The sequence below is a fragment of the Sediminimonas qiaohouensis DSM 21189 genome (assembly GCF_000423645.1).
In the GTDB taxonomy this organism is placed as follows: Bacteria; Pseudomonadota; Alphaproteobacteria; order Rhodobacterales; family Rhodobacteraceae; genus Sediminimonas; species Sediminimonas qiaohouensis.
This window is the reverse complement of the sequence record NZ_AUIJ01000004.1, coordinates 62,897-85,908: the sequence shown is the minus strand read 5'-3', so window position 1 is coordinate 85,908 and position 23,012 is coordinate 62,897. Positions and strand designations below refer to the sequence as shown.

Below are 23,012 nucleotides of genomic sequence, written 5' to 3'. Positions count from 1 at the left end.
AGAGACGACATGGTTCAACTGACGCTCCCCAAGAACAGCCGGATGCGCACGGGCAAGACGTGGCCCAAACCCGACGGTGCCAAGAACCTGCGCAAGTTCCAGATCTACCGCTGGAACCCGGATGACGGCGAAAACCCCCGTGTCGACACCTATTTCGTCGACATGGACACCTGCGGTCCGATGGTTCTGGATGCGCTGATCAAGATCAAGAACGAGATTGACCCGACGCTGACGTTCCGCCGGTCCTGCCGCGAGGGCATTTGCGGGTCGTGTGCGATGAATATCGACGGGATCAACACGCTGGCGTGTATCTACGGCATGGACGAGATCAAGGGCGACGTGAAGATCTATCCGCTGCCGCACATGCATGTGGTCAAGGACCTGATCCCGGACATGACGCATTTCTACGCGCAGCACGAGAGCATCATGCCGTGGCTGGAAACCAAATCGAACACGCCCGCGAAGGAATGGAAGCAGTCGATCGAGGATCGCGCCAAGCTGGACGGGCTATATGAGTGCGTGATGTGCGCCTGCTGCTCGACCTCCTGCCCGAGCTATTGGTGGAACTCGGATCGGTATCTTGGGCCGGCGGCGCTGCTGCATGCGCATCGCTGGATCATCGATAGCCGCGACGAGGCAACGGGCGAGCGGCTGGATGATCTGGAGGATCCGTTCAAGCTCTATCGGTGTCACACGATCATGAATTGCGCCAAGGCGTGCCCCAAGGGGTTGAACCCGGCCAAGGCGATCGCGGAGATCAAGAAGATGATGGTGGATCGCCACGTTTGATCGCGCTGGAGTATCGGCAAGGGGCCCCGCGCATGGCATGACCGCGTGGGGCCTTTGCCGTTTTTGGCTGGCCCGGGGGGATCAACATGGCGTTTGACGGAGTGCGCGTGCGATGTTCGTGATTGTCGGCTTTATCGTGGCGATTGTCCTGATCATCGTGTTTTCCAACCCGCGCATGCGCGGGTGCCGCTGGCGCGAGGATCGGCGGGCCGGGCCGGGCGCCTATCGCTGTGCCGCTTGCGGCGCGACGACGGTGACGCCGGATGGAAAACCCCCGCGCAGGTGCATGGCAAAGGACGCGCCGCCGCGATGAACGCGATGAAAATGCCGCGGCGGTCACATTTTTCGCGAGTGCGAAAAAATGTCTTGATCGAGTCGGGGTTCTGTATCAAACGCGCCGCCAAGACGCCAACGCACGCGCCTCTGTTCCAAGGGCCACAGGTCCTCAGGCTCACGTAGCGACGGTAACGTCTCTGATCGAAATGAGTTGCCGCAAGGCCCAGGTCCTTTGGAGATGACCATGAACGCTACTGTGACCGAATTTTCGGCGTGTGATGTCGCGCCTGCGCTTTCCCGTCTCGACGCCTATGTGCGCCACGCGCGGTTTGATCGCCCCACGCTGGTGATCGACACCGACGCGATTGTTCAGCGCTATGACGCGCTGGCCAGGGGGTTGGGGCGTGCGCATGTTCACTATGCGGTCAAGGCCAACCCGGAGCCCGAGATCATCGCGGCCCTGGTTGCGCAGGGCGCGGGGTTCGATGCGGCGTCGCGCGCGGAGATCGAGCTGTGCCTCGCGCAGGGCGCGCGCTCGGAGAATATATCGTTCGGCAACACGATCAAGCGCGCGTCCGACATCGCGTTTGCGCATGCGTCGGGGATTACCCTGTTCGCGGCGGATGCCGAGGAAGAGCTTGAGAAGATCGCAGACAACGCGCCGGGCGCCGAGGTCTACATCCGTCTTCTGGTCGAGGCGAGCAGCGCCGACTGGCCGCTGAGCCGCAAGTTTGGCTGTGCACCGGGTAAGGCGCGGTCGCTGATGGCACGGGCGCGGGAGCTGGGCCTTCGACCGGTTGGCCTGTCGTTCCACGTGGGCAGCCAGACCCGGCAGGCCGCGATGTGGGCGCCTGTTCTCGATCAGGTGGCCGAGGTTTGGCATGCGGTGCGCGGCGAGGGGTTTGATTTGCAGCTGTTGAACATCGGCGGCGGGTTCCCGGCGTTCTATGACGACGCCGTCGAGGCGCCGACGCCCTACGCCGCGCAGGTCATGGCGATGGTCAAGGCCCGCTTTGGCGAAGTGCCGCAGATCATGGCAGAGCCGGGTCGCGGCCTGGTGGCCGAGGCGGGGGCGATCTTGGCCGAGGTGCTGCTGGTTTCGCGCAAGTCCGACAGCGATTTGCATCGGTGGGTCTACCTGGACATCGGGAAGTTCTCGGGGCTGGCGGAAACGATGGACGAGGCGATCCGCTACGCCTTTGTCACCGACCGCGATCACGAGCCGACGGGGGCGTGCATCCTGGCCGGTCCGTCGTGCGACAGCGCCGATGTGCTGTATGAGCGCCAGCCGGTGCAACTGCCGCTGGGTTTGCGCGCGGGGGATCGCATCGTGATCCGGTCCTGCGGGGCCTATACGTCGACCTATGCCTCGGTTGGGTTCAACGGGTTCCCGCCGCTGGATGTTGTTGTGATATAGGGGAATTCGCCGAGTGGACGGTTGAGGGGCCGCGCATCGATGGGCCTCGGTGCGGCGATCCACCGTTGGTGATATGCACTTGATTCTGCACCTTGTGCCCTGTGACGGACTCTAGCGATTCGCGCCGGGGGTCCAGAGCACATCGGCGAGGCCCTGGTCGTTGGCGGCGCGGGAGGCGACGAAGAACCAGTCCGACAGGCGGTTGAGGTATTTTACCGCCTCGGGGTTCACCGGCTCGGCCTGCGCCAGTTCGACGCAGAGCCGTTCGGCCCGGCGCGACACGGTGCGGCACAGGTGCAGGTGCGCGGCCAGCGGCGTGCCGCCGGGCAGAATGAAGCTGCGCAGCGGCTCGAGCAGGGCGTTCATCGCGTCGATCTCCGATTCGAGGCGCGCGACCTGCGGGGCGACCACCCGAAGGGGCGTGTATTCTGCCTCGGCGTCGCGGTCCATGTCGGGGGTGCACAGGTCGGCGCCCAAATCGAACAGGTCGTTCTGGATGCGGGCGAGGGCGTCGTCGATATCGCCCTCGGCATGCAGGCGGGCCAGGCCGAGGGTGGCGTTCACCTCGTCCACGGTGCCGTAGGCCGTAACGCGCAGCGCGTGCTTGGGCACCCGCGCCCCGTTGCCAAGCGCGGTTTCGCCCTTGTCGCCGCCCTTGGTGTAGATCTTGTTGAGAACAACCATTGTCAGCCTCCTCGCCGGAACCATACGAACAGAAGAATTAGGATGACGGCGATGAACTGCGCAATGATGCGCCACCGCATCAGCCGGTTGGCGTGCTTGCGGTTGAATTCGCCGCCCTTGGCGAAGCCGCCGATGCCGATCATCAGGATGACCACAACCGCAAGGCAGGCCACGGCCACCACGTAGAACAGCGGGTCATCCCTCATCGTTGCGATCCTTGTGTCATGCGTTTGGCTCCGATGTAGAGGCTATGGCGCAAAAAGCGAACCGAAAATTTGCCGGGCGGCCCCTTACCCTTTGGCCAGCAGCCAATCGAGCGCGCGCACCGGCAGGATACGGCGCAGCGCGCCCATCAGGTAGGTCGGCGTGGTGACATAGTAGCGCGCGGCGGGGCGCGGCGTGTTCAGCGCACGGATCAGCTTGGCCGTGACGGCGGAGGCGGGCAGCTCGAACCGGTCGGGGCCATTGTCGCGATAGAGCCGCTTGATCAGGGTGGTGCGGTATTGGTCGGCGCGGGCGGAGTTTTGCCAGTCCACCCATCGCTCGAAGTGGGGGATCGCATTGCGGCGGAACCGGGTGGTGATCGGGCCCGGCTCGATCAGAACGATGGAAATGGGCGTGTCGCGCATTTCCACGCGCAGGGTATCGGTCAGCCCCTCCAGCGCGAACTTGGTGGCGTTGTAGGCGCCGCGCCACGGCGCCGCCACCAGCCCCAGCACCGAGGAGCAGTTCACCACGTGCCCGTGCCCCTGTGCGCGCATCACCGGCAGCACCCGCGCCGTCAGGTCGTGCCAGCCAAATAGGTTGGCTTCGAAAATCTCCCGCAAGGCCCCGCGCGGCAGATCCTCAACCGCGCCGGGGCAGGCAAAGGCGCCGTTGTTGAACAGCGCATCCAGCGTGCCGCCGGTGGCCTCCAGAACCTGCGCAAGCGCGGCCTCGATGCTGTCAGGGTCGGCATAATCGAGGTGCAGCGCCTCCAGCCCCTCGTTGCGCAGCGCTGCCGCATCGGCGGGCTGCCGGCAGGCGGCGAACACGCGCCAGCCTTGGGCGTGCAGGGTGAAGGCCGCATCGCGGCCGATGCCGCTTGAGCAACCAGTGATCAGAATGGATTTGCGCGTCATGGCCGCGACCATGCCCCGCCGCGCGGGTGGGTGCAACGTGGCGAAGCGGTGAAATTCGCGCCTTGGGCGGTCCATTGGCGCGATGCCTGCTTTACGCACCCGGCGCGCGCGGCTATCACCGCAGCCATGAGTGACATGTCCGACGATGCCCCGGCCCCCGTGCCGGACCTGACCGAGCCGCTGCGCCGCGCCATTGGCGAGCGGTATCTCAGCTATGCAATGTCCACCATCATGGGGCGGGCGCTTCCTGATGCGCGCGACGGGTTGAAGCCGGTGCATCGGCGTATCCTGTTCGCCATGCGCGAGCTGAAGCTGTCCTCGTCGGGGGGGTTCCGCAAATCGGCCAAGATTTCGGGCGACGTGATGGGGAACTATCACCCGCACGGCGATGCCGCGATCTATGACGCAATGGCGCGCCTGGCGCAGGATTTCAACGTGCGCTACCCGTTGGTGGACGGGCAGGGCAATTTCGGCAATGTCGACGGCGACAACCCCGCCGCCAGCCGCTATACCGAGGCCCGCATGACCGCCGCCGCCGAGGCCCTGCTGGAGGGGCTGGGCGAGGATGCGGTCGATTTCCGCGACAACTACGACGGCACCCTGCGGGAGCCGGTGGTGCTACCGGCGCGGTTTCCCAACCTGCTGGCCAATGGGTCGTCGGGCATCGCGGTGGGCATGGCCACCAACATCCCGCCACATAACATAGAGGAACTGATCGGCGCCTGCCTGCACCTGATCAAGGCGCCGAACGCGCGCGACGAGACGTTGCTCGATCATATCCCCGGCCCCGATTTTCCCACCGGCGGCGTCATCGTCGAGCCGCGCGAGAATATCGCCGAGGCCTACCGCACTGGGCGCGGATCGTTCCGCCTGCGCGCCCGATGGGAGAGCGAGGAGCTAAATCGCGGCCAATGGCAGATCGTCCTGACCGAAATCCCGTTCCAGGTTGCCAAATCGCGCCTGATCGAAAAGATCGCCGATCTGATCCAATCCAAGAAGGTACCGATCCTGGCCGATGTGCGCGACGAATCGACCGACGATATCCGCATCGTGCTTGAGCCGCGCTCGCGCAATGTCGATCCGCAGGTGTTGATGGGGATGCTGTTCCGGCAATCCGACCTGGAGGTGCGGTTCAGCCTCAACATGAACGTGCTGATCGACGGGCTGACGCCGCGGGTGTGCAGCCTGCGCGAGGTGCTGCGCGCCTTCCTCGATCACCGGCGCGAGGTGTTGCTGCGGCGCACGCGCTACCGGCTGGGCAAGATCGATCACCGGCTGGAGGTGCTGGAAGGGTTGATCGTGGCCTTCCTCAACCTCGACCGGGTGATCGACATCATCCGCTACGACGACGACCCCAAGGCGGCCCTGATGGCCGAGGATTGGGGCCGCACACATGTGCGTGCCACGTCCGAGGCGGATTACGTCTCGCCCCTGCCCGCCAAGGGCGAGGGTGAGCTGTCGGACGTGCAGGCCGAGGCGATTCTCAACATGCGCCTGCGGTCCTTGCGGCGGCTGGAGGAAATCGAGCTGACGCGCGAGCGCGACGCATTGATGGAAGAGCGCGCCGAGCTTGAGGACCTGATGGAGGACGAGGGCCGCCAATGGGGCCGTATCGCCGAGGAGCTGCGCGAGACCCGCAAGCAGTTCGGCCACGGCGCACCGGGCGGCGTGCGGCGCACCACTTTCGCCGATGCCGAGGACGCCCCCGATGTCCCGATCGAGGCGATGATCGAACGCGAGCCGATCACCGTCGTGTGCTCGCAAATGGGGTGGATAAGGGCGCTGTCGGGGCATGTCGCGCTGGACAAGGAGCTCAAGTTCAAGGATGGCGACGGGCCGCGCTTCATGTTCCACGCGCAGACGACCGATCGCCTGCTTATCTTCGGCTCGAACGGGCGGATCTATACCCTGCCGGCGGTCAACCTGCCGGGCGGGCGCGGCATGGGCGATCCGCTGCGCCTGATGGTGGATTTGCCCAACGAGGCGCAGATCGTGGCGCTGTTCGTGCACGTGCCCGGGCGCAAGCTTCTGGTGGCGTCCAGCGCCGGCGACGGCTTCATCGTGCCCGAGGATGACGTGGTGGCGCAGACTCGCAGCGGCAAACAGGTGCTCAACCTGCGCGGCGAGGCGCGCGCGCTGGTGTGCAAGCCGGTCGCAGGCGATCACGTCGCCTGCGTGGGCGAAAACCGCAAGGTGGTCGTGTTCGCGGCGGAGGAACTGCCGGAAATGGCGCGCGGCAAGGGCGTGCGGCTACAGAAATTCCGCGATGGCGGGCTATCGGATGCGACCACGTTCAACCTGGCGGACGGGCTGTCGTGGAAAGACCCCGCCGGGCGCACCCGCACCGAGACCGACCTGACCGAATGGCTGGGCAAACGCGCGAGCGCCGGGCGCATGGCGCCCCGCGGCTTCCCGCGCGACAACCGCTTTACCTGACACTTAGGCAATTCATCTTGCCACAAATACTCCGGCCGGAGGCCCGAGACGGCCGCCAAGGGCGGACGGCGAGACGACATGCATGCGCGACAGCGCATTCCACTTATCTCATGCGGGTTCTGCCTGTAGCCACACGCCGCCCTCGGGGCGCAGGGTCAGGATCATCACGGGGCTTGGCGCGCGTCCCTCAACCGGGGAAAACCGGTGCCGCGCCAGCAGGGTCGCCAGGATGATCACCGCCTCCTGCAGGGCAAAGGACGCCCCGATGCACACCCGCGGCCCGTCGCCGAACGGCAGGTAGGCGTAGCGATCAATCGCCTTGCGATCGGCAAAGCGATCGGGGCGAAACGCGTCGGGCTCGTCCCACAGCAGGTGATTGCGGTGCAGGGCGTAGATCGGGATCATCACCGTATCGCCGCGGCGCACCTCGCGCCCGCACAGGGTGTCGGGCGTCTGGGCGGTACGGCTGATGATGCCCGCCGGCGGATAGAGGCGCAGGGCCTCGTCCACGATCTGACGTATAAAGGGCAGGTTGGCGACGTCCTCGCCCGTGGCGGCGCGTTGGCCCAGCACGCCCTGCGCCTCGGCGCGCGCGCGCTCTTGCACGTCCTGATCGAACGCGCACAGGTAAAGCGACCAGCCAAGCGCCAGCGCGGTGGTCTCGTGCCCCGCCACGATGAAGGTCAACAAGTTATCCCGCAGCTCACCCGTATCCATCCGGCGCCCCGTTTCCGGGTCTTCACCCGATAGCAGCAGATCCAGTAGATCGGGCATTTCCGCGCCGCCGGCGTCGCGGCGTGCATCGATGGCCGCGTCGGCGACGGATTTCATCTCGCGCAGGGCGGCGCCGGACATCATCCGCCCCGGCCGCGGGATCCAGTCGGGTAGGCCCAGCATGTCAAACAGGCTGATCTTGCCGGCATCGGCGATATAGGCGTCGATGGCGCGGTGTACCGCGTCCCTGTCGAAACCCTCTTCGCCGGAAAAGGTGACATCGCTGATCACGTCAAAGGTGGCGCGCACCATTTCGGCGGCCATGTCCACGGCACGCGGCCCGGCCTGCGCCACGCGGTCCGAGGCGCCCTCGGCGGCGCGGGTCATCACCGGCGACAGGTTCATCACGTTGCGGTGCGAGAATGCAGGCGCGGCAGCGCGGCGCTGCCAGCGCCAATGCGCGCCCTCGGCCACGAACAGGGATTCGCCGATCGCGGGGCGAAGCAGGTTCTTGGTGACATCCGACTTGGGGTAATCGTCCAGCCGCTCCAGCAGGATGCGCCGGATCGCGGCCGGGTCCATCACCATGTGCCAGCGCTTGCCGGTCTTGCCCGACACCATCGGCTGCTTGGTGGCGATGGCGGGAATGATCGACAGAACATTGCTCCGCGCGGCGTTCAGCGACCGCAGGATGCCCCACGGCTCGCGCACCAGCGGGACATGAACGGGCAGATCGGGATCGGGCATGGCGCATCTCCTGTCGTGTCACGATATAGGCAGGGGCGGGGGCGGGGCAATGCGCGGCGATTGCGCGGGGCGGGGGGCTACGATATGCAGGACGGGAAAACGAACCTCGGGGGGCGCTGCATGCTGCGTATCTTATCTGCTTTGCTGTTTGTGGCCGGCGTGGCCGCGTGCACCAATGCCAACGACCTGGAAGAGGCGCCCACCGATCTGGGTGACTTCCGTCTTGGCCACAACATCGTGGTGGCGCCCAAGATGCAGAAAGGGCCGCTGTCGCGCGAGGCCAGCAAGGAAGAGTGGATCGCATCGCTGACCGGCGCGATAGCCGAGCGGTTTGATCGCTACGAGGGGGATCGGCTCTATCATTTCGGGGTGAGCGTGGAAGGCTACGTTCTGGCGCAGCCGGGCGTGCCGGTGGTTCTGTCGCCGAAGTCGGTGCTGATCATCTACCTCACGGTCTGGGACGACGCGGCGCAGAAAAAGCTGAACCCCGAGCCCAAGCAGATCACGATTCTGGAATCGCTGTCGGGCGAGACGATGGTCGGCTCGGGCCTGACCCAGACCGCCGAGCAGCAAATGCAGAACCTCAGCCGCAATGCCGCCAAGCAGATCGAGGTCTACCTGACGCGCATGAACAACGCCGAGGGGTGGTTCACCACCGGCGAGGCCGACGACGAGACCGCGGAGACGGAAGAGACCACCGAGGATGAGGACGCCCTCAGCATGGAAGCGCCCGAGGCGCAAGAGCCCGAGACGCAGGGGCCGGGCGATATCACCGTTGCACCACTGGACGAGGACGCATAGCGCGCAGGATCAGGCGGCAACGTCACGCTTGATTTTCCTTTCTCAACCAAATAAATGGCGCGCGGAGAAGAAACGGGTCCGTGTTGGCCCCCCAACCGCGAGGCGCCTTTGATATGGCTAAGGAAAAGTTTGACCGTTCTAAACCGCACGTGAACATCGGGACAGTTGGTCACGTTGACCACGGCAAGACGACGCTGACGGCTGCGATCACGAAGTATTTTGGCGATTTCCAGGCGTATGACCAGATTGACGGCGCGCCGGAGGAGAAGGCGCGCGGGATCACGATCTCGACGGCGCACGTGGAATACGAGACCGACAAGCGCCACTATGCGCACGTCGATTGCCCTGGCCACGCGGACTACGTGAAGAACATGATCACGGGTGCGGCGCAGATGGACGGCGCGATCCTGGTTGTGAACGCCGCCGACGGCCCGATGCCGCAGACGCGCGAGCACCTTCTTCTGGCGCGCCAGGTCGGCGTTCCTGCGATCGTGGTCTTCCTCAACAAGGTTGACCAGGTTGACGACCCCGAGCTTCTGGAGCTGGTCGAGATGGAAGTGCGCGAGCTTCTGTCGGAGTACGAGTTCCCGGGCGACGACATTCCGATCATCTCGGGTTCCGCGCTGGCGGCGATGGAGGGCACCAACCCCGAGATCGGCGAAGATAAGATCCGCGAGCTGATGGCGGCGGTTGACGACTACATCCCGACGCCCGAGCGCGCGATCGATCAACCGTTCCTGATGCCGATCGAGGACGTGTTCTCGATTTCCGGGCGCGGCACGGTTGTGACCGGCCGTGTCGAGCGCGGCGTGATCAACGTCGGCGACGAGATCGAGATCGTGGGGATCAAGGACACGCAGAAGACGACCTGCACGGGTGTCGAGATGTTCCGCAAGCTTCTGGATCGCGGCGAGGCGGGCGACAACATCGGCGCGCTGCTGCGCGGTGTCGGGCGCGACGACGTCGAGCGCGGCCAGGTTCTGTGCAAGCCCAAGTCGGTGACGCCGCACACGAACTTCGAGGCCGAGGCCTACATCCTGACCAAGGACGAGGGCGGTCGCCACACGCCGTTCTTCGCCAACTACCGCCCGCAGTTCTACTTCCGCACGACGGACGTGACGGGCACGGTGACGCTGCCCGAGGGCACGGAAATGGTGATGCCGGGCGACAACCTGAAGTTCACGGTCGAACTGATCGCGCCGATCGCGATGGAAGACGGCCTGCGCTTCGCCATCCGCGAAGGCGGCCGCACCGTCGGCGCGGGCGTCGTCTCGAAAATCCTGAAGTAATCTACCCGGGTTCGAAGAGGGTCACCGGATGAGCCGGTGATCCTCCTATCAACTCCAACGCCGCGAAAGGCTCAAAAATGCAAAGCCAAAATATTCGCATTCGGCTGAAGGCATTTGACTATCGCGTGCTGGACACCAGCACGCAAGAGATCGTCAACACCGCCAAGCGGACGGGCGCGCAGGTGCGCGGCCCCATCCCGCTGCCGAACAAGATCGAGAAGTTCACGGTTCTCCGTGGCCCGCATATCGACAAGAAATCCCGTGAACAGTTCGAGATCCGCACGCACAAGCGTCTGCTCGATATTGTTGATCCGACCCCGCAGACGGTGGACGCGCTGATGAAGCTCGACCTCGCCGCCGGCGTGGATGTCGAGATCAAGGTTTGAGGGGGGCAGTAGGTATGTTGCGCTCTGGAGTAATCGCAAAAAAGGTCGGGATGACCCGGCTGTTCATGGAAGACGGCAAGCAGGTTCCGGTGACGGTGCTGCAGCTTGACGGTCTTCAGGTCGTCGCGCAGCGCACGGCCGAGAAAGATGGCTACTCGGCTGTTCAACTGGGTGTCGGCACGGCAAAGCCCAAGCGCGTGACCAAGGCCATGCGCGGCCATTTTGCCGTGGCCAAGGTGGCGCCCAAGCGCAAGCTGGCCGAGTTCCGCGTGGACCCCGAGAACCTGATCAATGTCGGTGAGGAAATCACCGCCGATCATTATTTCGAGGGTCAGTTCGTGGACGTCTGCGGCACCTCGATCGGTAAAGGCTTTGCCGGTGGCATGAAGCGGCACAACTTCCGCGGCCTCGAGGCAACGCACGGTGTGTCGATCAGCCACCGCTCGCACGGCTCTACTGGTCAGTGTCAGGACCCCGGAAAGGTGTTCAAGGGCAAGAAGATGGCCGGCCACATGGGCGCTGCGCGGGTAACCACGCAGAACCTTCAGGTGGTTCGCACGGATTCCGACCGTGGCCTGATCATGGTCAAGGGTGCGGTTCCGGGCTCCAAGGGGGGCTGGGTGACGGTCAAGGACGCGGTGAAGAAACCCTTCCCCGATAACGCGATCCTGCCCGCCGCGCTGAAGTCCGCCGCCGAGGAAGCCGCGCGCGCTGCAGAAGAGGCCGCCGCACAGGCCGCCGCCGAAGCCGAGGCCGCCGAGAAGGCCGCCGCGGAAGAAGCCGCTGCCGCTGAGGAAGCCGCCCTGAAAGAGGCCGAGGCCGATATTCAGGCCGAGAAGAAGGACAGCGACGAATGAAACTCGACGTGATCAAACTGGACGGCGGCAAGGCCGGCACCGTTGATCTCGGCGACGAGATCTTCGGCCTGGAACCGCGTACCGACATCCTGCACCGTGTGGTGCGCTGGCAGCGCAACAATGCGCAGGCCGGCACTCACAAGGTCAAGACCCGCTCGGAGACGTCCTATTCCAGCAAGAAGATCTATCGCCAGAAGGGCACCGGCGGCGCACGCCACGGTGACCGCAACGCGCCGATCTTCCGCAAGGGTGGTATCTACAAGGGGCCGACCCCGCGTAGCCACGGCCACGAGCTGACCAAGAAGTTCCGCAAGCTGGGCCTGCGCCATGCGCTGTCGGCCAAGGCCAAGGCGGGCGAATTGGTCGTGCTGGAGGACGCGCAAGCCGAAGGCAAGACCGGCGCGCTGGCGCGTCAGGTCAAGAACCTGGGCTGGAAGCGGGCGCTGGTCATCGATGGGACCACCGTGGATGAGGGCTTTGCCAAGGCGGCCCGCAACATCGACGGTCTGGATATCCTGCCGTCGGTGGGCGCAAACGTCTATGATATCCTCAAGCGTGACACGCTGGTGATCACCAAGGCGGGTATCGAAGCACTGGAGGCTCGGTTGAAATGAGCGCTAAGCCAGAACATTACGATGTGATCCGCCAGCCGGTCATCACCGAAAAGGCCACCATGGCCTCGGAAGCCGGTGCGGTTGTGTTCGAAGTGGCGATCGACGCCAACAAGCCGCAGATCAAGGAGGCCGTCGAGGAACTCTTTGGTGTCAAGGTCAAGGCGGTGAACACCACGATCACCAAGGGCAAAACCAAGCGCTTCCGCGGTCAAGCGGGCCGGCGCAAGGATGTCAAAAAGGCTTATGTTACCCTCGAAGAGGGAAACACTATCGACGTGACCACGGGTCTCTGATAGGTAGCCGCGAATCCATCATGGCCCCGGTGCTGCCGGGGCCATGACTTTTCAGTCGGGGACCCGAAAGGGGCCCTATATCCCGGGCACCCAAGGGGGCCTGAAAATCGGGCGGCACGGCCGCCTCATAGCAAACGGAAGACAGAAAGCATGGCACTCAAGTCGTATAAGCCGACGACGCCGGGCCAGCGCGGGCTGGTGCTGATCGACCGTTCGGAGCTTTGGAAAGGACGTCCGGTCAAGTCCCTCACCGAGGGTTTGACCAAGAACGGCGGCCGAAACAACTCCGGGCGAATTACGATGCGCCGCAAGGGCGGCGGGGCAAAGCGCCTCTATCGCATCGTCGATTTCAAGCGCAACAAGTCCGAGATCCCGGCCACCGTCGAGCGCATTGAATATGACCCGAACCGCACCGCGTTCATCGCGCTGATCAAGTACGAGGACGGCGAACAGGCCTATATCCTCGCGCCGCAGCGCATGGCGATCGGTGACAAGGTCATCTCGTCGGCCAAGGCCGACATCAAGCCCGGCAACACGATGCCGTTCTCGGGCATGCCGATCGGGACGATCGTCCACAACATCGAACTCAAGCCCGGCAAGGGCGGCCAGATCGCGCGCGCCGCAGGCACTTATGCGCAGTTCGTCGGCCGCGATGGCGGCTACGCGCAAATCCGCCTCAGCTCGGGCGAGTTGCGCATGGTGCGGCAGGAATGCCGGGCCACGATCGGTGCCGTGTCGAACCCCGACAACAGCAACCAGAACCAGGGTAAAGCCGGCCGTATGCGCCACAAAGGCATCCGCCCCAGCGTTCGCGGTGTTGTCATGAACCCGATCGACCACCCCCACGGCGGCGGCGAAGGCCGTACCTCGGGCGGCCGGAACCCGGTCACCCCATGGGGCAAGCCGACCAAGGGTGCGCGCACCCGCAACAAGAACAAAGCGTCGAGCAAGCTGATTGTCCGCTCGCGGCACGCTAGAAAGAAAGGGCGTTAATCCATGGCTCGTTCTGTTTGGAAAGGCCCCTTTGTCGACTCTTACGTGCTTAAGAAAGCCGAAGCGTCGCGCGAATCGGGTCGTAACGAGGTGATCAAGATCTGGTCGCGTCGCTCGACCATCCTGCCTCAGTTCGTTGGGCTGACGTTCGGCGTCTACAACGGCAAGAAGCATATCCCTGTCAACGTCACGGAAGACATGATCGGTCAGAAGTTCGGTGAGTATTCACCGACCCGTACCTATTATGGTCATGCCGCCGACAAGAAAGCGAAGCGGAAGTAAGTCATGGGCAAGGAAAAGAACCCCCGCCGCGTGGCCGACAACGAAGCTATGGCAAAATTGCGCATGCTTCGCACAAGCCCGCAAAAGCTGAACCTGGTGGCGGCGATGATCCGCGGCAAGAAGGTGGACCAAGCGCTGACCGACCTGGCGTTTTCGAAAAAGCGCATCTCGGAAGACGTGCGCAAGTGCCTTCAGTCGGCCATCGCCAATGCCGAGAACAATCATGACCTCGATGTCGACGAGCTGATCGTGGCCGAGGCCTATGTTGGCAAGAACCTGGTCATGAAGCGCGGTCGCCCGCGTGCCCGTGGCCGGTTCGGCAAGATCATGAAGCCGTTCTCGGAGCTTACCATCAAGGTGCGTCAAGTTGAGGAGCAAGCCTAATGGGTCAGAAAATCAATCCGATCGGCATGCGTCTTCAGGTCAACCGCACCTGGGATAGCCGCTGGTACGCCGACACGAAGGATTATGGCGATCTTCTGCTGGAAGATCTCAGAATCCGGGATTTCATCAAGAAAGAGGCCAAGCAGGCCGGGATCAGCCGCGTCATCATCGAGCGTCCGCACAAGAAGTGCCGCGTCACGATCCATGCCGCGCGCCCCGGTGTCATCATCGGCAAGAAAGGCGCGGACATCGAGACGCTGCGCAAGAAGCTGGCGGCGATGACGGCAAGCGAATTGCACCTCAACATCGTTGAGGTTCGCAAGCCCGAGCTGGACGCCGCCCTTGTTGGTGAAAGCATCGCGCAGCAGCTTGAGCGCCGCGTTTCGTTTCGCCGCGCCATGAAGCGTGCCGTGCAGAACGCCATGCGCATGGGCGCGCTTGGTATCCGCGTCAACGTCGCGGGCCGCCTTGGCGGCGCCGAGATCGCGCGGACCGAATGGTACCGCGAGGGCCGCGTGCCCCTGCATACCTTGCGTGCCGACATCGATTACGCGCATTCCGAGGCGTCCACCGCCTACGGGATCATCGGGATCAAGGTCTGGATCTTCAAAGGCGAGATCATGGAACATGACCCGAGCGCACGCGACCGCAAGGCACAGGAACTCCAGGATGGTCCCGCGCCCCGTGGCGCCGGCGGCCGCCGCTAAGGAGGAATGACAGATGCTTCAACCAAAGCGCACGAAATACCGCAAGCAGCATAAGGGCCGCATTCACGGCCTGGCCAAGGGCGGTAGCGATCTCAACTTCGGCACCTATGGCCTGAAGGCCACGCAACCCGAGCGGATCACGGCACGTCAGATCGAGGCGGCTCGCCGCGCGATGACGCGCCACATGAAGCGCCAGGGCCGTGTCTGGATCCGTATCTTCCCCGACACCCCCGTGACCTCGAAACCTACCGAGGTTCGTATGGGTAAGGGTAAGGGCTCGGTCGATTTCTGGGCGGCCAAGGTCAAACCTGGCCGGATCATGTTTGAGATTGACGGGGTGGACGAATCTGTGGCAAAGGAGGCACTCCGCCTCGCCGCGATGAAGTTGCCGATCAAGACCCGCATCGTGGTCCGCGAGGACTGGTAAGAATTTTCGGACCCCCGGAAGCCGTTCGGGGGTTCGTTTTGTTGGAAAAGCGCCGGCGTGTCCGGCGACTTCTGATGGAAGGAACTGGCGATGAACGCCCAGGAACTACACCAAAAAACACCCGATCAGCTCCGTGAGGATCTGGCGGCCCTGAAGAAAGAAGCATTCAACCTGCGCTTTCAACAGGCCACGGGGCAGCTCGAGACGACCGCCCGTATCAAGGCGGTTCGCCGTGATGTCGCGCGTGTGAAAACCGTGCTGAACCAAAAGGCCGTTGGTGCGGCCGCAGAGCAAGGAGCCTGATAGATGCCCAAACGTATCCTCCAGGGCACCGTGACCAGCGATTCCAACCCGCAGTCCGTAACGGTCTCGGTCGAACGCCGCTTCACGCACCCTGTTCTGAAAAAGACGATCCGTAAATCCAAGAAGTACCGGGCCCATGATGAGGCCAACACCTTCAAGGTTGGTGACAGCGTGCGCATCATCGAATGCTCACCTAAATCGAAATCGAAACGCTGGGAAGTGATCGAAGCCTGATAGCGCCGCGCGCGTTATCAGCCGGATATTACATTCCGGTTTTATCGAAACCCTGGGGAAACGGGCAAGAACGCCCCCCCAAAGGTCGGGAGAAACCAAATGATCCAGATGCAGACCAATCTGGATGTCGCTGACAACTCCGGCGCCCGCCGGGTTCAGTGCATCAAGGTCCTCGGCGGCTCTCATCGCCGCTACGCATCGGTCGGCGATATCATCGTCGTCTCGGTGAAAGAGGCCATTCCGCGCGGCCGCGTGAAGAAGGGCGATGTCCGCAAGGCCGTCGTCGTGCGCACCGCCAAGGAAGTTCGCCGCGAAGACGGCACCGCGATCCGGTTCGACCGGAACGCCGCCGTGATCCTCAACAACAACAACGAGCCGGTCGGCACCCGTATCTTCGGGCCCGTTGTGCGTGAGCTGCGCGCCAAGAACTTCATGAAAATCATCTCGCTCGCCCCGGAGGTGCTGTAAGATGGCTGCCAAACTGAAAAAGGGTGACAAGGTTGTCGTTCTTGCCGGCAAGGACAAGGGCAAGCAGGGCACCATCTCGAGCGTCGATCCCAAGGCCGGCAAGGCCATCGTGGACGGCGCGAACACCGCTATCCGCCACACCCGCCAGAGCCAAACCAGCCAGGGCGGACGTATTCCGCAGGCGATGCCCATCGACCTGAGCAACCTGGCGATTGTGGACAAGAACGGCAAACCCACGCGCGTCGGCTTCCGCATGGAAGGCGACAAGAAGGTGCGTTTCGCCAAAACCACGGGGGACGTGATCGATGCTTGATAACGCGAGCTACACCCCGCGCCTGCGCAGCCTCTACGACCAGACGGTGCGCGCCGCGCTGAAAGAAGAATTCGGCTACAAGAACGAGATGGAAATTCCCCGTCTCGACAAGATCGTGCTGAACATCGGCTGCGGCTCCGAGGCCGTGAAAGACAGTAAGAAGGCCAAGTCGGCCGTTGAAGAGCTGTCGATCATCGCCGGTCAGCGCGCGGTCACGACTTTGGCCAAGAACTCGATCGCGGGTTTCCGCGTGCGTGAGGGCATGCCGATGGGGGCCAAGGTCACCCTGCGCGGTGCCCGCATGTATGAATTCCTCGACCGTTTGATCACGATCGCAATGCCCCGCATCCGCGACTTCCGCGGTGTGTCGGGCAAGAGCTTTGACGGCAATGGCAACTACGCCACCGGCCTGAAAGAGATCATCGTCTTTCCCGAGGTGAACTTCGACAAGATCGAAGAAAACTGGGGGCTGGACATCGTGATTGCCACCACCGCGAAAACCGACGCGGAAGCCAAGGCGCTGTTGAAGCACTTCAACATGCCCTTCAACAGCTGAAGCCGCGGGAGAGAGAATTATGGCCAAGAAAGCAATGATCGAACGCGAGAAGAAGCGCGAAAGAATGGTGGCGAAATACGCCGCCAAGCGCGCCGCGTTGAAAGAGATCGTCAACGACGAATCCAAGCCGATGGAAGAGCGCTTCCGCGCCTCCCTGAAACTGGCGAAACTGCCGCGCAACAGCTCGGCCGTCCGCCTTCACAACCGCTGCCAGTTGTCCGGCCGGCCCCATGCTTACTACCGTAAGCTAAAGGTGTCCCGGATCGCGATGCGGGATCTCGGCTCGATCGGTCAGATCCCCGGTCTGGTGAAATCGAGCTGGTAAGGGAGAGAGTGATATGAACGATCCTATCGGCGATATGCTCACCCGTATCCGCAACAGCCAGATGCGCGGCAAGTCCGTCGTGTCCACCCCGGCCTCCAAGCTGCGTGCGTGGGTTCTGGATGTGCTTGCGGACGAGGGTTATATCCGCGGCTACGACAAGGGCACGGATGCCAAGGGGCACCCGACGCTTGAAATTAGCCTCAAGTACTTCGATGGCACCCCCGTCATTCGCGAGCTGAAGCGGGTCTCGACCCCTGGCCGCCGCGTTTACATGGGCGTCAAGGACATCCCGTCGGTCCGTCAGGGCCTGGGCGTGTCGATTGTCAGCACACCCAAGGGTGTGATGTCGGATGCAGCAGCGCGTACCGCCAATGTTGGCGGTGAAGTGCTCTGCACGGTCTTTTAAGGAGGAAGGCAATGTCTCGTATTGGCAAAAGACCGGTCGAGCTGCCCGCAGGCGTAACCGCCTCTGTGTCCGGCCAGACCGTCGAAGTGAAGGGCCCGAAGGGCGCTCACACCTTCAATGCAACCGACGACGTGACCATCACGCTCGAGGACAATGTCATCACCGTGAAGCCGCGCGGCAAGTCCAAGCGCGCGCTGCAGCAGTGGGGCATGTCGCGCACCATGGTGGCCAACATGGTCACCGGCGTGACCACCGGCTTCAAGAAAGAGCTTGAGCTGACCGGCGTTGGCTACCGTGCACAGATGCAGGGCAACACCCTGAAGCTGTCGCTCGGCTACAGCCACGACGTCAACTTCGAAGTGCCCGAGGGCGTCACCATCACCTGCCCCAAGCAGACCGAGGTGATGATCGAGGGCGACGATGTGCAGCTTGTCGGTCAGGTTGCGGCGAAAATCCGCGGCTGGCGCGAGCCCGAACCCTACAAGGGCAAAGGCATCAAGTACAAGGGCGAGTACGTCTTCCGTAAGGAAGGCAAGAAGAAGTAAGGACGCAAAAGATGGCAAACAGCAAAAGAACCCTGTTTCTGAAGCGCCGCTTGCGCGTTCGGAACAAACTGCGCAAGGCGAATGCCGGGCGCGCGCGCCTGTCGGTGCATCGCAGCAACAAGAACATCAGCGTACAGCTGATCGACGACGTCAAAGGCGTGACCTTGGCTGCGGCTTCGTCGCAGGAAAAGGCCCTTGGCATCCCCGGCAAGAACAATGTCGAGGCAGCCGCCAAGGTTGGCGCGGCGATCGCAGAGCGTGCGAAAAAGGCCGGTGTCGAAGATTGTTACTTCGATCGTGGTGGTTTCCTCTTTCACGGCAAAGTGAAGGCCCTGGCCGACGCTGCGCGTGAATCTGGCCTCAAGTTCTAAGGAGACGACGAAATGGCAAGAGAAGATAACCGCCGCGACCGTCGCAACCGCGATGAGGCGCCGGAATTCGCCGATCGTCTCGTGGCGATCAACCGCGTGTCGAAGACCGTCAAGGGCGGTAAGCGCTTTGGCTTTGCCGCGCTGGTCGTCGTAGGCGACCAAAAAGGCCGCGTTGGCTTTGGCAAGGGGAAGGCCAAGGAAGTTCCCGAGGCGATCCGCAAGGCCACCGAGCAAGCCAAGCGCCAGATGATCCGCGTGCCGCTGCGCGAGGGCCGGACCCTGCACCACGACATGGAAGGGCGCCACGGTGCCGGCAAGGTCGTGATGCGCACCGCACCGGAAGGGACCGGGATCATTGCGGGCGGCCCGATGCGCGCCGTGTTCGAGATGCTGGGTGTGAAGGACGTCGTGTCCAAATCGACCGGCACGCAGAACCCCTACAACATGATCCGCGCAACGCTGGACGGCCTGAAGAAAGAATCCAGCCCGCGCAATGTGGCTCAGCGCCGTGGCAAGAAGGTGTCGGACATCCTGCACAAGGATGACGCACCCGCATCGGCCCCGGCCGAGAGCGCAGAAGCGTAAGGAGACGGAGCAATGGCAAAAACCATAGTGGTCAAGCAGATCGGCTCGCCGATCCGTCGCCCCGAAAAGCAGCGCCAGACGCTGATCGGCCTGGGGCTGAACAAGATGCACAAGACCCGTGAGCTGGAAGATACCCCTGCCGTGCGCGGCATGATCGCCAAGATCCCGCACATGGTCGAGATCATCGAAGAGCGCGGCTGAGGCATGAGTGGGTTCTGTGCCCACTGATCACCAATTCGAAGCGCCCCTGCTATTGGCAGGGGCGTTTTGCATTCCGGGCGGCGCCAGATGTGCCACGGACCTGCATGAATCGGCCGTTTCGGCCGTGGCGTATACTCGCCACTTGAACCGCGCTGCCATCCCGTCTATATGCGCCCGGTGGCCTCAATGGGCCGCGACTCGACACTGCAACGCCGCGTTCGGCCGCTCCCGTCGCTGGGGGCCGCATCCGGCACAAGGAGAAGCGACATGAAACTCAATGAACTGCGCGATAACGACGGCGCCACCAAGAAACGCAAGCGCGTTGGCCGTGGCCCCGGCTCCGGCACCGGCAAGATGGGTGGCCGTGGTATCAAGGGCCAGAAATCCCGTTCGGGTGTGGCCATCAAGGGCTACGAGGGTGGCCAGATGCCGCTCTATCAACGCCTGCCGAAACGTGGCTTCAACAACCCCGGCCGCAAGAAATATGCCGTGGTGAACCTCGGCCTGGTGCAGAAGTTTATCGACGCCGGCAAGATTGACGCGAAATCCCCTATCACCGAGGATGTCCTGGTGGATTCCGGCCTCGTGCGGCGCAAGCTCGACGGCGTGCGCATCCTTGCCAAGGGTGATTTCTCGGCCAAGGTCACGCTGGACGTTACCGGCGCATCGCGCTCTGCCGTTGAAGCGGTGGAGAAGGCTGGCGGTGCGCTCAAGGTTGCGGCGGCTCCGGCGGCTGAATGAAACGGGTTGTGAGCGGCCCCCGCGCCGCTTACATATACCCACAGTTTTCCATGAACGCCGCCTGAGCCGGAAAACCGCTCTGGCGGCGTTGTCACATGAAAGAGACCCGCATGGTATCTGCAGCAGAACAAATGGCGGCGAATACGAGTTGGGCCGCCCTTGGCAAGGCGACCGACCTTCGCAACCGCATCCTGTTCACCCTTGGCCTGTTGATGGTTTACCGGCTGGGCACCTTCATCCCCGTGCCGGGGATCGAGGGGGCGGCCCTGCGCGACTTCATGGAAGGCGCGGCTGCGGGTCTTGGCGGCATCCTGTCGATGTTCACCGGCGGCGCGCTTGGTCGCATGGGGATCTTCGCGCTCGGGATCATGCCTTATATTTCGGCCTCGATCATCGTGCAGCTTCTGGCGTCGATGGTGCCGAAGCTTGAGCAGCTCAAGAAAGAGGGCGAGCAGGGGCGCAAGAAGATCAACCAGTACACGCGCTACGGCACGGTGTTCCTGGCCACGCTGCAGGCCTATGGCCTCGCGCGCAGCCTTGAGGCGGGCGATCTGGTGACCGATCCCGGCCTGTTCTTCCAGATGTCCTGCGTTATCACGCTGGTTGGCGGCACGATGTTCCTGATGTGGCTGGGCGAGCAGATCACCGCGCGCGGTATCGGCAATGGCATCTCGCTTATCATCTTTGTCGGCATCGTTGCCGAGATCCCCGCCGCGCTGGCGCAATTCCTGAGCCAAGGGCGCTCGGGCGCAATCAGCCCCGCGGTGATCGTCGGTGTCCTGGTGATGGTGGTCGCCGTGATCGCGTTTGTCGTGTTCATGGAGCGCGCCCTGCGCAAGATCCATATTCAGTATCCGCGCCGGCAGGTCGGCATGAAGGTCTATGATGGCGGCTCCAGCCACTTGCCGGTCAAGGTGAACCCGGCGGGCGTGATCCCGGTGATCTTCGCCAGTTCGCTGTTGTTGCTGCCGACGACGATCAGCACGTTCTCGGGCAACCAGACCGGGCCGGTTATCTCGACGATCCTGGCCTATTTTGGGCCGGGGCAGCCGCTTTACCTGCTGTTTTTCGTGACGATGATCGTGTTCTTCGCGTTCTTCTACACCTTCAACGTGTCATTCAAACCCGAGGAAGTGGCCGAGAACCTGAAGAACCAGAACGGGTTCGTTCCCGGAATCCGGCCCGGCAAAAAGACCGAGGCCTACCTCGATTACGTCGTCAAGCGGGTTCTGGTGCTTGGCTCTGGCTACCTTGCGCTGGTCGCCCTCCTGCCCGAGATCCTGCGCAGCCAGCTCGCGATCCCCTTCTATTTTGGCGGCACCTCGGTTCTCATCGTGGTCTCGGTGACCATGGATACGATCCAGCAGGCACAAAGCCATCTTTTGGCGCACCAATATGAGGGCCTGATCGAAAAATCGCAGCTGCGCGGCAAATCTCGCAAGCGTGGCAAAGGCGGCAAGAAAGGGACAGCACGCAGATGAATATCATACTCCTTGGCCCCCCCGGGGCCGGTAAGGGCACGCAGGCCCGCCACTTGGTCGACACCCGCGACATGATCCAGCTAAGCACCGGCGACATGCTGCGCGAGGCCAAGGACAGCGGCACGGAAATGGGCAACAAAGTTGCCGAGGTCATGGCGCGTGGCGATCTGGTGACCGACGATATCGTGATCGGCCTGATCCGTGAAAAACTTGAGGGCGACAGCAAGGGCGGCTTCATTTTTGACGGTTTCCCGCGCACCCTGGCGCAGGCCGATGCATTGGCCGACCTGATGGAAAGCACGGGGCAGAGCCTCGATGCCGTGATCGAGATGCAGGTGGATGACGCCGCGTTGGTCGAGCGGATCACCGGGCGCTACAGCTGCGGCGAGTGCGGCGAGGTTTATCACAACGTCACCAAGCGCCCAAAGGTCGAAGGCGTGTGCGACAATTGCGGCGCCAGCAACATGAAGCAGCGCGCCGATGACAACGAGGAAAGCCTTCGGCAGCGGCTGATGGAATACTACAAGAAGACCTCGCCGCTGATCGGCTATTACTATGCCAAGGGGCAGCTGCACACGGTTGACGGCTTGGCCGATATCGATGACGTGCGCGCCTCCATCGCGTCGGTTCTGGACTGAACCAACGCGGTTAACGCCCCATATCGGAGGGCGAGCATGTTATTGCGCAAAAACGGCACGGCCGGGGCTTGACGCCCCGGCTTTTTGCTCATACGCACCGCAGTCTGTATCGCGATTTGATTCTGGTGGGCATATCCCGTCCGGGAATCATATTACCTCAATCAGCTGCGGCCCGTTGGCGTGAATGCCCGCGGGTCACCGTTGTGAAAAAAGGTTCTGGAACTACGGAACCGCAACGAAAGGAACGTATATCGTGGCACGTATTGCCGGCGTGAACATCCCGACCCACAAGCGGGTCCCGATCGCACTGACCTACATCACCGGAATTGGCCCTTCTTCGGCTCGTGACATCTGTGAGGCGCTCAGCGTCGATCAGGCGCGCCGTGTGAACGAACTGTCGGATTCCGAAGTCATGGCCATCCGCGAACATATCGACGCGAACTATACCGTTGAAGGCGATCTGCGCCGCGAGCGGCAGATGAACGTCAAGCGCCTGATGGACCTGGGCTGCTACCGCGGCCTGCGCCATCGCCGCAACCTCCCCGTGCACGGCCAGCGCACGCATACCAACGCTCGCACACGCAAGGGCCCCGCAAAGGCCATTGCTGGCAAGAAGAAATAAGGGAGG

The 23,012-nt window shown here is 63.1% G+C and carries 34 protein-coding genes; 30 read left to right on the top strand and 4 right to left on the bottom strand.

Annotated features, from left to right (window positions below; genetic code table 11):
* Positions 1–9: 9 nt before the first annotated feature.
* The 3 genes from G568_RS0105515 to G568_RS0105505 all read left to right on the top strand — a co-directional run bounded on the left by G568_RS0105515 (position 10) and on the right by G568_RS0105505 (position 2,482).
* Entirely contained in the window at positions 10–789 is a 780-nt protein-coding gene (locus tag G568_RS0105515; RefSeq protein WP_026757089.1) for a succinate dehydrogenase iron-sulfur subunit, read from the top strand.
* A gap of 112 nt (positions 790–901) precedes the next feature.
* Positions 902–1,102, top strand: a complete 201-nt coding sequence (locus G568_RS0105510) for a hypothetical protein (protein WP_026757088.1) — start codon at positions 902–904, stop codon at positions 1,100–1,102.
* A 207-nt stretch (positions 1,103–1,309) separates the two neighbouring features.
* Positions 1,310–2,482: a type III PLP-dependent enzyme gene (locus G568_RS0105505; RefSeq protein ID WP_026757087.1), complete on the top strand. Its 1,173-nt coding sequence runs from the start codon at positions 1,310–1,312 to the stop codon at positions 2,480–2,482.
* Between the two features lie 111 nt (positions 2,483–2,593).
* Here G568_RS0105505 and G568_RS0105500 read toward each other — a convergent pair whose 3' ends face one another.
* The 3 genes from G568_RS0105500 to G568_RS0105490 form a co-directional block, all read right to left on the bottom strand.
* On the bottom strand, positions 2,594–3,166 hold the full coding sequence (locus G568_RS0105500) for a cob(I)yrinic acid a,c-diamide adenosyltransferase (RefSeq protein ID WP_026757086.1): 573 nt from the start codon (positions 3,164–3,166) through the stop codon (positions 2,594–2,596).
* A 2-nt stretch (positions 3,167–3,168) separates the two neighbouring features.
* Positions 3,169–3,372, bottom strand: a complete 204-nt coding sequence (locus G568_RS0105495; RefSeq protein WP_026757085.1) for a twin transmembrane helix small protein — start codon at positions 3,370–3,372, stop codon at positions 3,169–3,171.
* A gap of 84 nt (positions 3,373–3,456) precedes the next feature.
* Positions 3,457–4,287, bottom strand: a complete 831-nt coding sequence (locus G568_RS0105490; RefSeq protein ID WP_026757084.1) for an SDR family NAD(P)-dependent oxidoreductase — start codon at positions 4,285–4,287, stop codon at positions 3,457–3,459.
* Between the two features lie 126 nt (positions 4,288–4,413).
* On the opposite strand from G568_RS0105490, the gene G568_RS0105485 reads away from it, so the two are divergent.
* Positions 4,414–6,723: a DNA topoisomerase IV subunit A gene (locus tag G568_RS0105485; RefSeq protein ID WP_026757083.1), complete on the top strand. Its 2,310-nt coding sequence runs from the start codon at positions 4,414–4,416 to the stop codon at positions 6,721–6,723.
* Between the two features lie 108 nt (positions 6,724–6,831).
* Here G568_RS0105485 and G568_RS0105480 read toward each other — a convergent pair whose 3' ends face one another.
* On the bottom strand, positions 6,832–8,184 hold the full coding sequence (locus G568_RS0105480) for a cytochrome P450 (protein WP_026757082.1): 1,353 nt from the start codon (positions 8,182–8,184) through the stop codon (positions 6,832–6,834).
* A 120-nt stretch (positions 8,185–8,304) separates the two neighbouring features.
* Between G568_RS0105480 and G568_RS18345 the strand changes: the two genes are divergently transcribed.
* The 26 genes from G568_RS18345 (at position 8,305) to rpsM (ending at position 23,006) form a co-directional block, all read left to right on the top strand.
* Positions 8,305–8,985 carry a hypothetical protein gene (locus G568_RS18345; protein ID WP_211222238.1) on the top strand — a complete coding sequence of 227 codons (681 nt, stop codon included), beginning with the start codon at positions 8,305–8,307 and terminating at the stop codon, positions 8,983–8,985.
* A gap of 113 nt (positions 8,986–9,098) precedes the next feature.
* Positions 9,099–10,274: an elongation factor Tu gene (gene tuf / locus G568_RS0105470; protein WP_026757081.1), complete on the top strand. Its 1,176-nt coding sequence runs from the start codon at positions 9,099–9,101 to the stop codon at positions 10,272–10,274.
* Between the two features lie 77 nt (positions 10,275–10,351).
* A complete protein-coding gene (gene rpsJ / locus G568_RS0105465; protein WP_026757080.1) occupies positions 10,352–10,660 on the top strand; it encodes a 30S ribosomal protein S10 in 309 nt (102 codons plus the stop codon).
* Between the two features lie 14 nt (positions 10,661–10,674).
* The gene (gene rplC / locus G568_RS0105460) at positions 10,675–11,517 is read left to right on the top strand and encodes a 50S ribosomal protein L3 (protein WP_037373732.1); all 843 of its coding nucleotides are present in this window, start codon (positions 10,675–10,677) and stop codon (positions 11,515–11,517) included.
* Positions 11,514–12,131, top strand: coding sequence for a 50S ribosomal protein L4 (gene rplD, locus G568_RS0105455; RefSeq protein ID WP_026757078.1), 618 nt, complete (start codon positions 11,514–11,516; stop codon positions 12,129–12,131). Before rplC ends, rplD begins: the two co-directional genes overlap by 4 nt.
* Complete coding sequence (locus G568_RS0105450; protein ID WP_026757077.1) at positions 12,128–12,424, top strand: 50S ribosomal protein L23; 297 nt, start codon at positions 12,128–12,130, stop codon at positions 12,422–12,424. The genes rplD and G568_RS0105450 overlap by 4 nt, the downstream gene beginning before the upstream one ends.
* A gap of 150 nt (positions 12,425–12,574) precedes the next feature.
* The gene (gene rplB, locus G568_RS0105445; protein WP_026757076.1) at positions 12,575–13,417 is read left to right on the top strand and encodes a 50S ribosomal protein L2; all 843 of its coding nucleotides are present in this window, start codon (positions 12,575–12,577) and stop codon (positions 13,415–13,417) included.
* A gap of 3 nt (positions 13,418–13,420) precedes the next feature.
* On the top strand, positions 13,421–13,699 hold the full coding sequence (gene rpsS / locus G568_RS0105440) for a 30S ribosomal protein S19 (protein WP_026757075.1): 279 nt from the start codon (positions 13,421–13,423) through the stop codon (positions 13,697–13,699).
* Positions 13,700–13,702: 3 nt separating this feature from the next.
* Positions 13,703–14,083, top strand: a complete 381-nt coding sequence (rplV, locus tag G568_RS0105435) for a 50S ribosomal protein L22 (protein ID WP_037373731.1) — start codon at positions 13,703–13,705, stop codon at positions 14,081–14,083.
* Positions 14,083–14,790, top strand: coding sequence for a 30S ribosomal protein S3 (gene rpsC, locus G568_RS0105430; protein ID WP_026757073.1), 708 nt, complete (start codon positions 14,083–14,085; stop codon positions 14,788–14,790). Before rplV ends, rpsC begins: the two co-directional genes overlap by 1 nt.
* Positions 14,791–14,803: 13 nt before the next feature.
* Positions 14,804–15,217, top strand: a complete 414-nt coding sequence (rplP, locus tag G568_RS0105425) for a 50S ribosomal protein L16 (RefSeq protein ID WP_026757072.1) — start codon at positions 14,804–14,806, stop codon at positions 15,215–15,217.
* A gap of 90 nt (positions 15,218–15,307) precedes the next feature.
* Entirely contained in the window at positions 15,308–15,520 is a 213-nt protein-coding gene (rpmC, locus tag G568_RS0105420) for a 50S ribosomal protein L29 (RefSeq protein WP_026757071.1), read from the top strand.
* A gap of 3 nt (positions 15,521–15,523) precedes the next feature.
* On the top strand, positions 15,524–15,754 hold the full coding sequence (gene rpsQ / locus G568_RS0105415; protein ID WP_026757070.1) for a 30S ribosomal protein S17: 231 nt from the start codon (positions 15,524–15,526) through the stop codon (positions 15,752–15,754).
* A gap of 99 nt (positions 15,755–15,853) precedes the next feature.
* On the top strand, positions 15,854–16,222 hold the full coding sequence (gene rplN / locus G568_RS0105410) for a 50S ribosomal protein L14 (RefSeq protein ID WP_009574016.1): 369 nt from the start codon (positions 15,854–15,856) through the stop codon (positions 16,220–16,222).
* Between the two features lies 1 nt (position 16,223).
* Positions 16,224–16,535: a 50S ribosomal protein L24 gene (gene rplX / locus G568_RS0105405; RefSeq protein WP_026757069.1), complete on the top strand. Its 312-nt coding sequence runs from the start codon at positions 16,224–16,226 to the stop codon at positions 16,533–16,535.
* Complete coding sequence (rplE, locus tag G568_RS0105400) at positions 16,528–17,091, top strand: 50S ribosomal protein L5 (protein WP_037373730.1); 564 nt, start codon at positions 16,528–16,530, stop codon at positions 17,089–17,091. Before rplX ends, rplE begins: the two co-directional genes overlap by 8 nt.
* Before the next feature lie 19 nt (positions 17,092–17,110).
* Positions 17,111–17,416 (top strand): 30S ribosomal protein S14, encoded by a 306-nt coding sequence (gene rpsN / locus G568_RS0105395; RefSeq protein WP_026757067.1) that lies wholly within the window; start codon positions 17,111–17,113, stop codon positions 17,414–17,416.
* A 13-nt stretch (positions 17,417–17,429) separates the two neighbouring features.
* On the top strand, positions 17,430–17,822 hold the full coding sequence (gene rpsH, locus G568_RS0105390; protein WP_026757066.1) for a 30S ribosomal protein S8: 393 nt from the start codon (positions 17,430–17,432) through the stop codon (positions 17,820–17,822).
* An 11-nt stretch (positions 17,823–17,833) separates the two neighbouring features.
* Positions 17,834–18,367 (top strand): 50S ribosomal protein L6, encoded by a 534-nt coding sequence (rplF, locus tag G568_RS0105385; RefSeq protein WP_026757065.1) that lies wholly within the window; start codon positions 17,834–17,836, stop codon positions 18,365–18,367.
* A gap of 11 nt (positions 18,368–18,378) precedes the next feature.
* Positions 18,379–18,738, top strand: a complete 360-nt coding sequence (gene rplR / locus G568_RS0105380; protein WP_026757064.1) for a 50S ribosomal protein L18 — start codon at positions 18,379–18,381, stop codon at positions 18,736–18,738.
* 12 nt (positions 18,739–18,750) lie between these two features.
* Entirely contained in the window at positions 18,751–19,323 is a 573-nt protein-coding gene (rpsE, locus tag G568_RS0105375; RefSeq protein WP_026757063.1) for a 30S ribosomal protein S5, read from the top strand.
* Positions 19,324–19,335: 12 nt separating this feature from the next.
* A complete protein-coding gene (gene rpmD, locus G568_RS0105370; protein WP_026757062.1) occupies positions 19,336–19,524 on the top strand; it encodes a 50S ribosomal protein L30 in 189 nt (62 codons plus the stop codon).
* Positions 19,525–19,791: 267 nt separating this feature from the next.
* Positions 19,792–20,265, top strand: a complete 474-nt coding sequence (gene rplO, locus G568_RS0105365) for a 50S ribosomal protein L15 (protein ID WP_026757061.1) — start codon at positions 19,792–19,794, stop codon at positions 20,263–20,265.
* A gap of 110 nt (positions 20,266–20,375) precedes the next feature.
* Positions 20,376–21,746: a preprotein translocase subunit SecY gene (secY, locus tag G568_RS0105360; protein ID WP_026757060.1), complete on the top strand. Its 1,371-nt coding sequence runs from the start codon at positions 20,376–20,378 to the stop codon at positions 21,744–21,746.
* Positions 21,743–22,384, top strand: coding sequence for an adenylate kinase (locus tag G568_RS0105355; RefSeq protein ID WP_026757059.1), 642 nt, complete (start codon positions 21,743–21,745; stop codon positions 22,382–22,384). Before secY ends, G568_RS0105355 begins: the two co-directional genes overlap by 4 nt.
* A gap of 253 nt (positions 22,385–22,637) precedes the next feature.
* Entirely contained in the window at positions 22,638–23,006 is a 369-nt protein-coding gene (gene rpsM / locus G568_RS0105350; protein WP_026757058.1) for a 30S ribosomal protein S13, read from the top strand.
* Positions 23,007–23,012: the final 6 nt, after the last annotated feature.

Bases quoted from the DNA above. Each gene is read 5' to 3' on its own strand.
- G568_RS0105480 (WP_026757082.1), bottom strand. From the start codon at position 8,184: ATGCCCGATCCCGATCTGCCCGTTCATGTCCCGCTGGTGCGCGAGCCG.
- G568_RS0105510 (WP_026757088.1), top strand. From the start codon at position 902: ATGTTCGTGATTGTCGGCTTTATCGTGGCGATTGTCCTGATCATCGTG.
- G568_RS0105355 (WP_026757059.1), top strand. From the start codon at position 21,743: ATGAATATCATACTCCTTGGCCCCCCCGGGGCCGGTAAGGGCACGCAG.
- rplX (WP_026757069.1), top strand. From the start codon at position 16,224: ATGGCTGCCAAACTGAAAAAGGGTGACAAGGTTGTCGTTCTTGCCGGC.
- G568_RS0105485 (WP_026757083.1), top strand. From the start codon at position 4,414: ATGAGTGACATGTCCGACGATGCCCCGGCCCCCGTGCCGGACCTGACC.
- rpmC (WP_026757071.1), top strand. From the start codon at position 15,308: ATGAACGCCCAGGAACTACACCAAAAAACACCCGATCAGCTCCGTGAG.
- G568_RS0105500 (WP_026757086.1), bottom strand. From the start codon at position 3,166: ATGGTTGTTCTCAACAAGATCTACACCAAGGGCGGCGACAAGGGCGAA.
- rplB (WP_026757076.1), top strand. From the start codon at position 12,575: ATGGCACTCAAGTCGTATAAGCCGACGACGCCGGGCCAGCGCGGGCTG.
- rpsS (WP_026757075.1), top strand. From the start codon at position 13,421: ATGGCTCGTTCTGTTTGGAAAGGCCCCTTTGTCGACTCTTACGTGCTT.
- rpsN (WP_026757067.1), top strand. From the start codon at position 17,111: ATGGCCAAGAAAGCAATGATCGAACGCGAGAAGAAGCGCGAAAGAATG.
- tuf (WP_026757081.1), top strand. From the start codon at position 9,099: ATGGCTAAGGAAAAGTTTGACCGTTCTAAACCGCACGTGAACATCGGG.
- rpsE (WP_026757063.1), top strand. From the start codon at position 18,751: ATGGCAAGAGAAGATAACCGCCGCGACCGTCGCAACCGCGATGAGGCG.
- rpsC (WP_026757073.1), top strand. From the start codon at position 14,083: ATGGGTCAGAAAATCAATCCGATCGGCATGCGTCTTCAGGTCAACCGC.
- G568_RS0105490 (WP_026757084.1), bottom strand. From the start codon at position 4,287: ATGACGCGCAAATCCATTCTGATCACTGGTTGCTCAAGCGGCATCGGC.
- rplO (WP_026757061.1), top strand. From the start codon at position 19,792: ATGAAACTCAATGAACTGCGCGATAACGACGGCGCCACCAAGAAACGC.
- secY (WP_026757060.1), top strand. From the start codon at position 20,376: ATGGTATCTGCAGCAGAACAAATGGCGGCGAATACGAGTTGGGCCGCC.
- rplD (WP_026757078.1), top strand. From the start codon at position 11,514: ATGAAACTCGACGTGATCAAACTGGACGGCGGCAAGGCCGGCACCGTT.
- rpsQ (WP_026757070.1), top strand. From the start codon at position 15,524: ATGCCCAAACGTATCCTCCAGGGCACCGTGACCAGCGATTCCAACCCG.
- rplC (WP_037373732.1), top strand. From the start codon at position 10,675: ATGTTGCGCTCTGGAGTAATCGCAAAAAAGGTCGGGATGACCCGGCTG.
- rplF (WP_026757065.1), top strand. From the start codon at position 17,834: ATGTCTCGTATTGGCAAAAGACCGGTCGAGCTGCCCGCAGGCGTAACC.
- rplV (WP_037373731.1), top strand. From the start codon at position 13,703: ATGGGCAAGGAAAAGAACCCCCGCCGCGTGGCCGACAACGAAGCTATG.
- G568_RS0105505 (WP_026757087.1), top strand. From the start codon at position 1,310: ATGAACGCTACTGTGACCGAATTTTCGGCGTGTGATGTCGCGCCTGCG.
- rpsJ (WP_026757080.1), top strand. From the start codon at position 10,352: ATGCAAAGCCAAAATATTCGCATTCGGCTGAAGGCATTTGACTATCGC.
- G568_RS0105450 (WP_026757077.1), top strand. From the start codon at position 12,128: ATGAGCGCTAAGCCAGAACATTACGATGTGATCCGCCAGCCGGTCATC.
- rplR (WP_026757064.1), top strand. From the start codon at position 18,379: ATGGCAAACAGCAAAAGAACCCTGTTTCTGAAGCGCCGCTTGCGCGTT.
- G568_RS0105495 (WP_026757085.1), bottom strand. From the start codon at position 3,372: ATGAGGGATGACCCGCTGTTCTACGTGGTGGCCGTGGCCTGCCTTGCG.
- rpsH (WP_026757066.1), top strand. From the start codon at position 17,430: ATGAACGATCCTATCGGCGATATGCTCACCCGTATCCGCAACAGCCAG.
- G568_RS18345 (WP_211222238.1), top strand. From the start codon at position 8,305: ATGCTGCGTATCTTATCTGCTTTGCTGTTTGTGGCCGGCGTGGCCGCG.
- G568_RS0105515 (WP_026757089.1), top strand. From the start codon at position 10: ATGGTTCAACTGACGCTCCCCAAGAACAGCCGGATGCGCACGGGCAAG.
- rplP (WP_026757072.1), top strand. From the start codon at position 14,804: ATGCTTCAACCAAAGCGCACGAAATACCGCAAGCAGCATAAGGGCCGC.
- rpmD (WP_026757062.1), top strand. From the start codon at position 19,336: ATGGCAAAAACCATAGTGGTCAAGCAGATCGGCTCGCCGATCCGTCGC.
- rplN (WP_009574016.1), top strand. From the start codon at position 15,854: ATGATCCAGATGCAGACCAATCTGGATGTCGCTGACAACTCCGGCGCC.
- rplE (WP_037373730.1), top strand. From the start codon at position 16,528: ATGCTTGATAACGCGAGCTACACCCCGCGCCTGCGCAGCCTCTACGAC.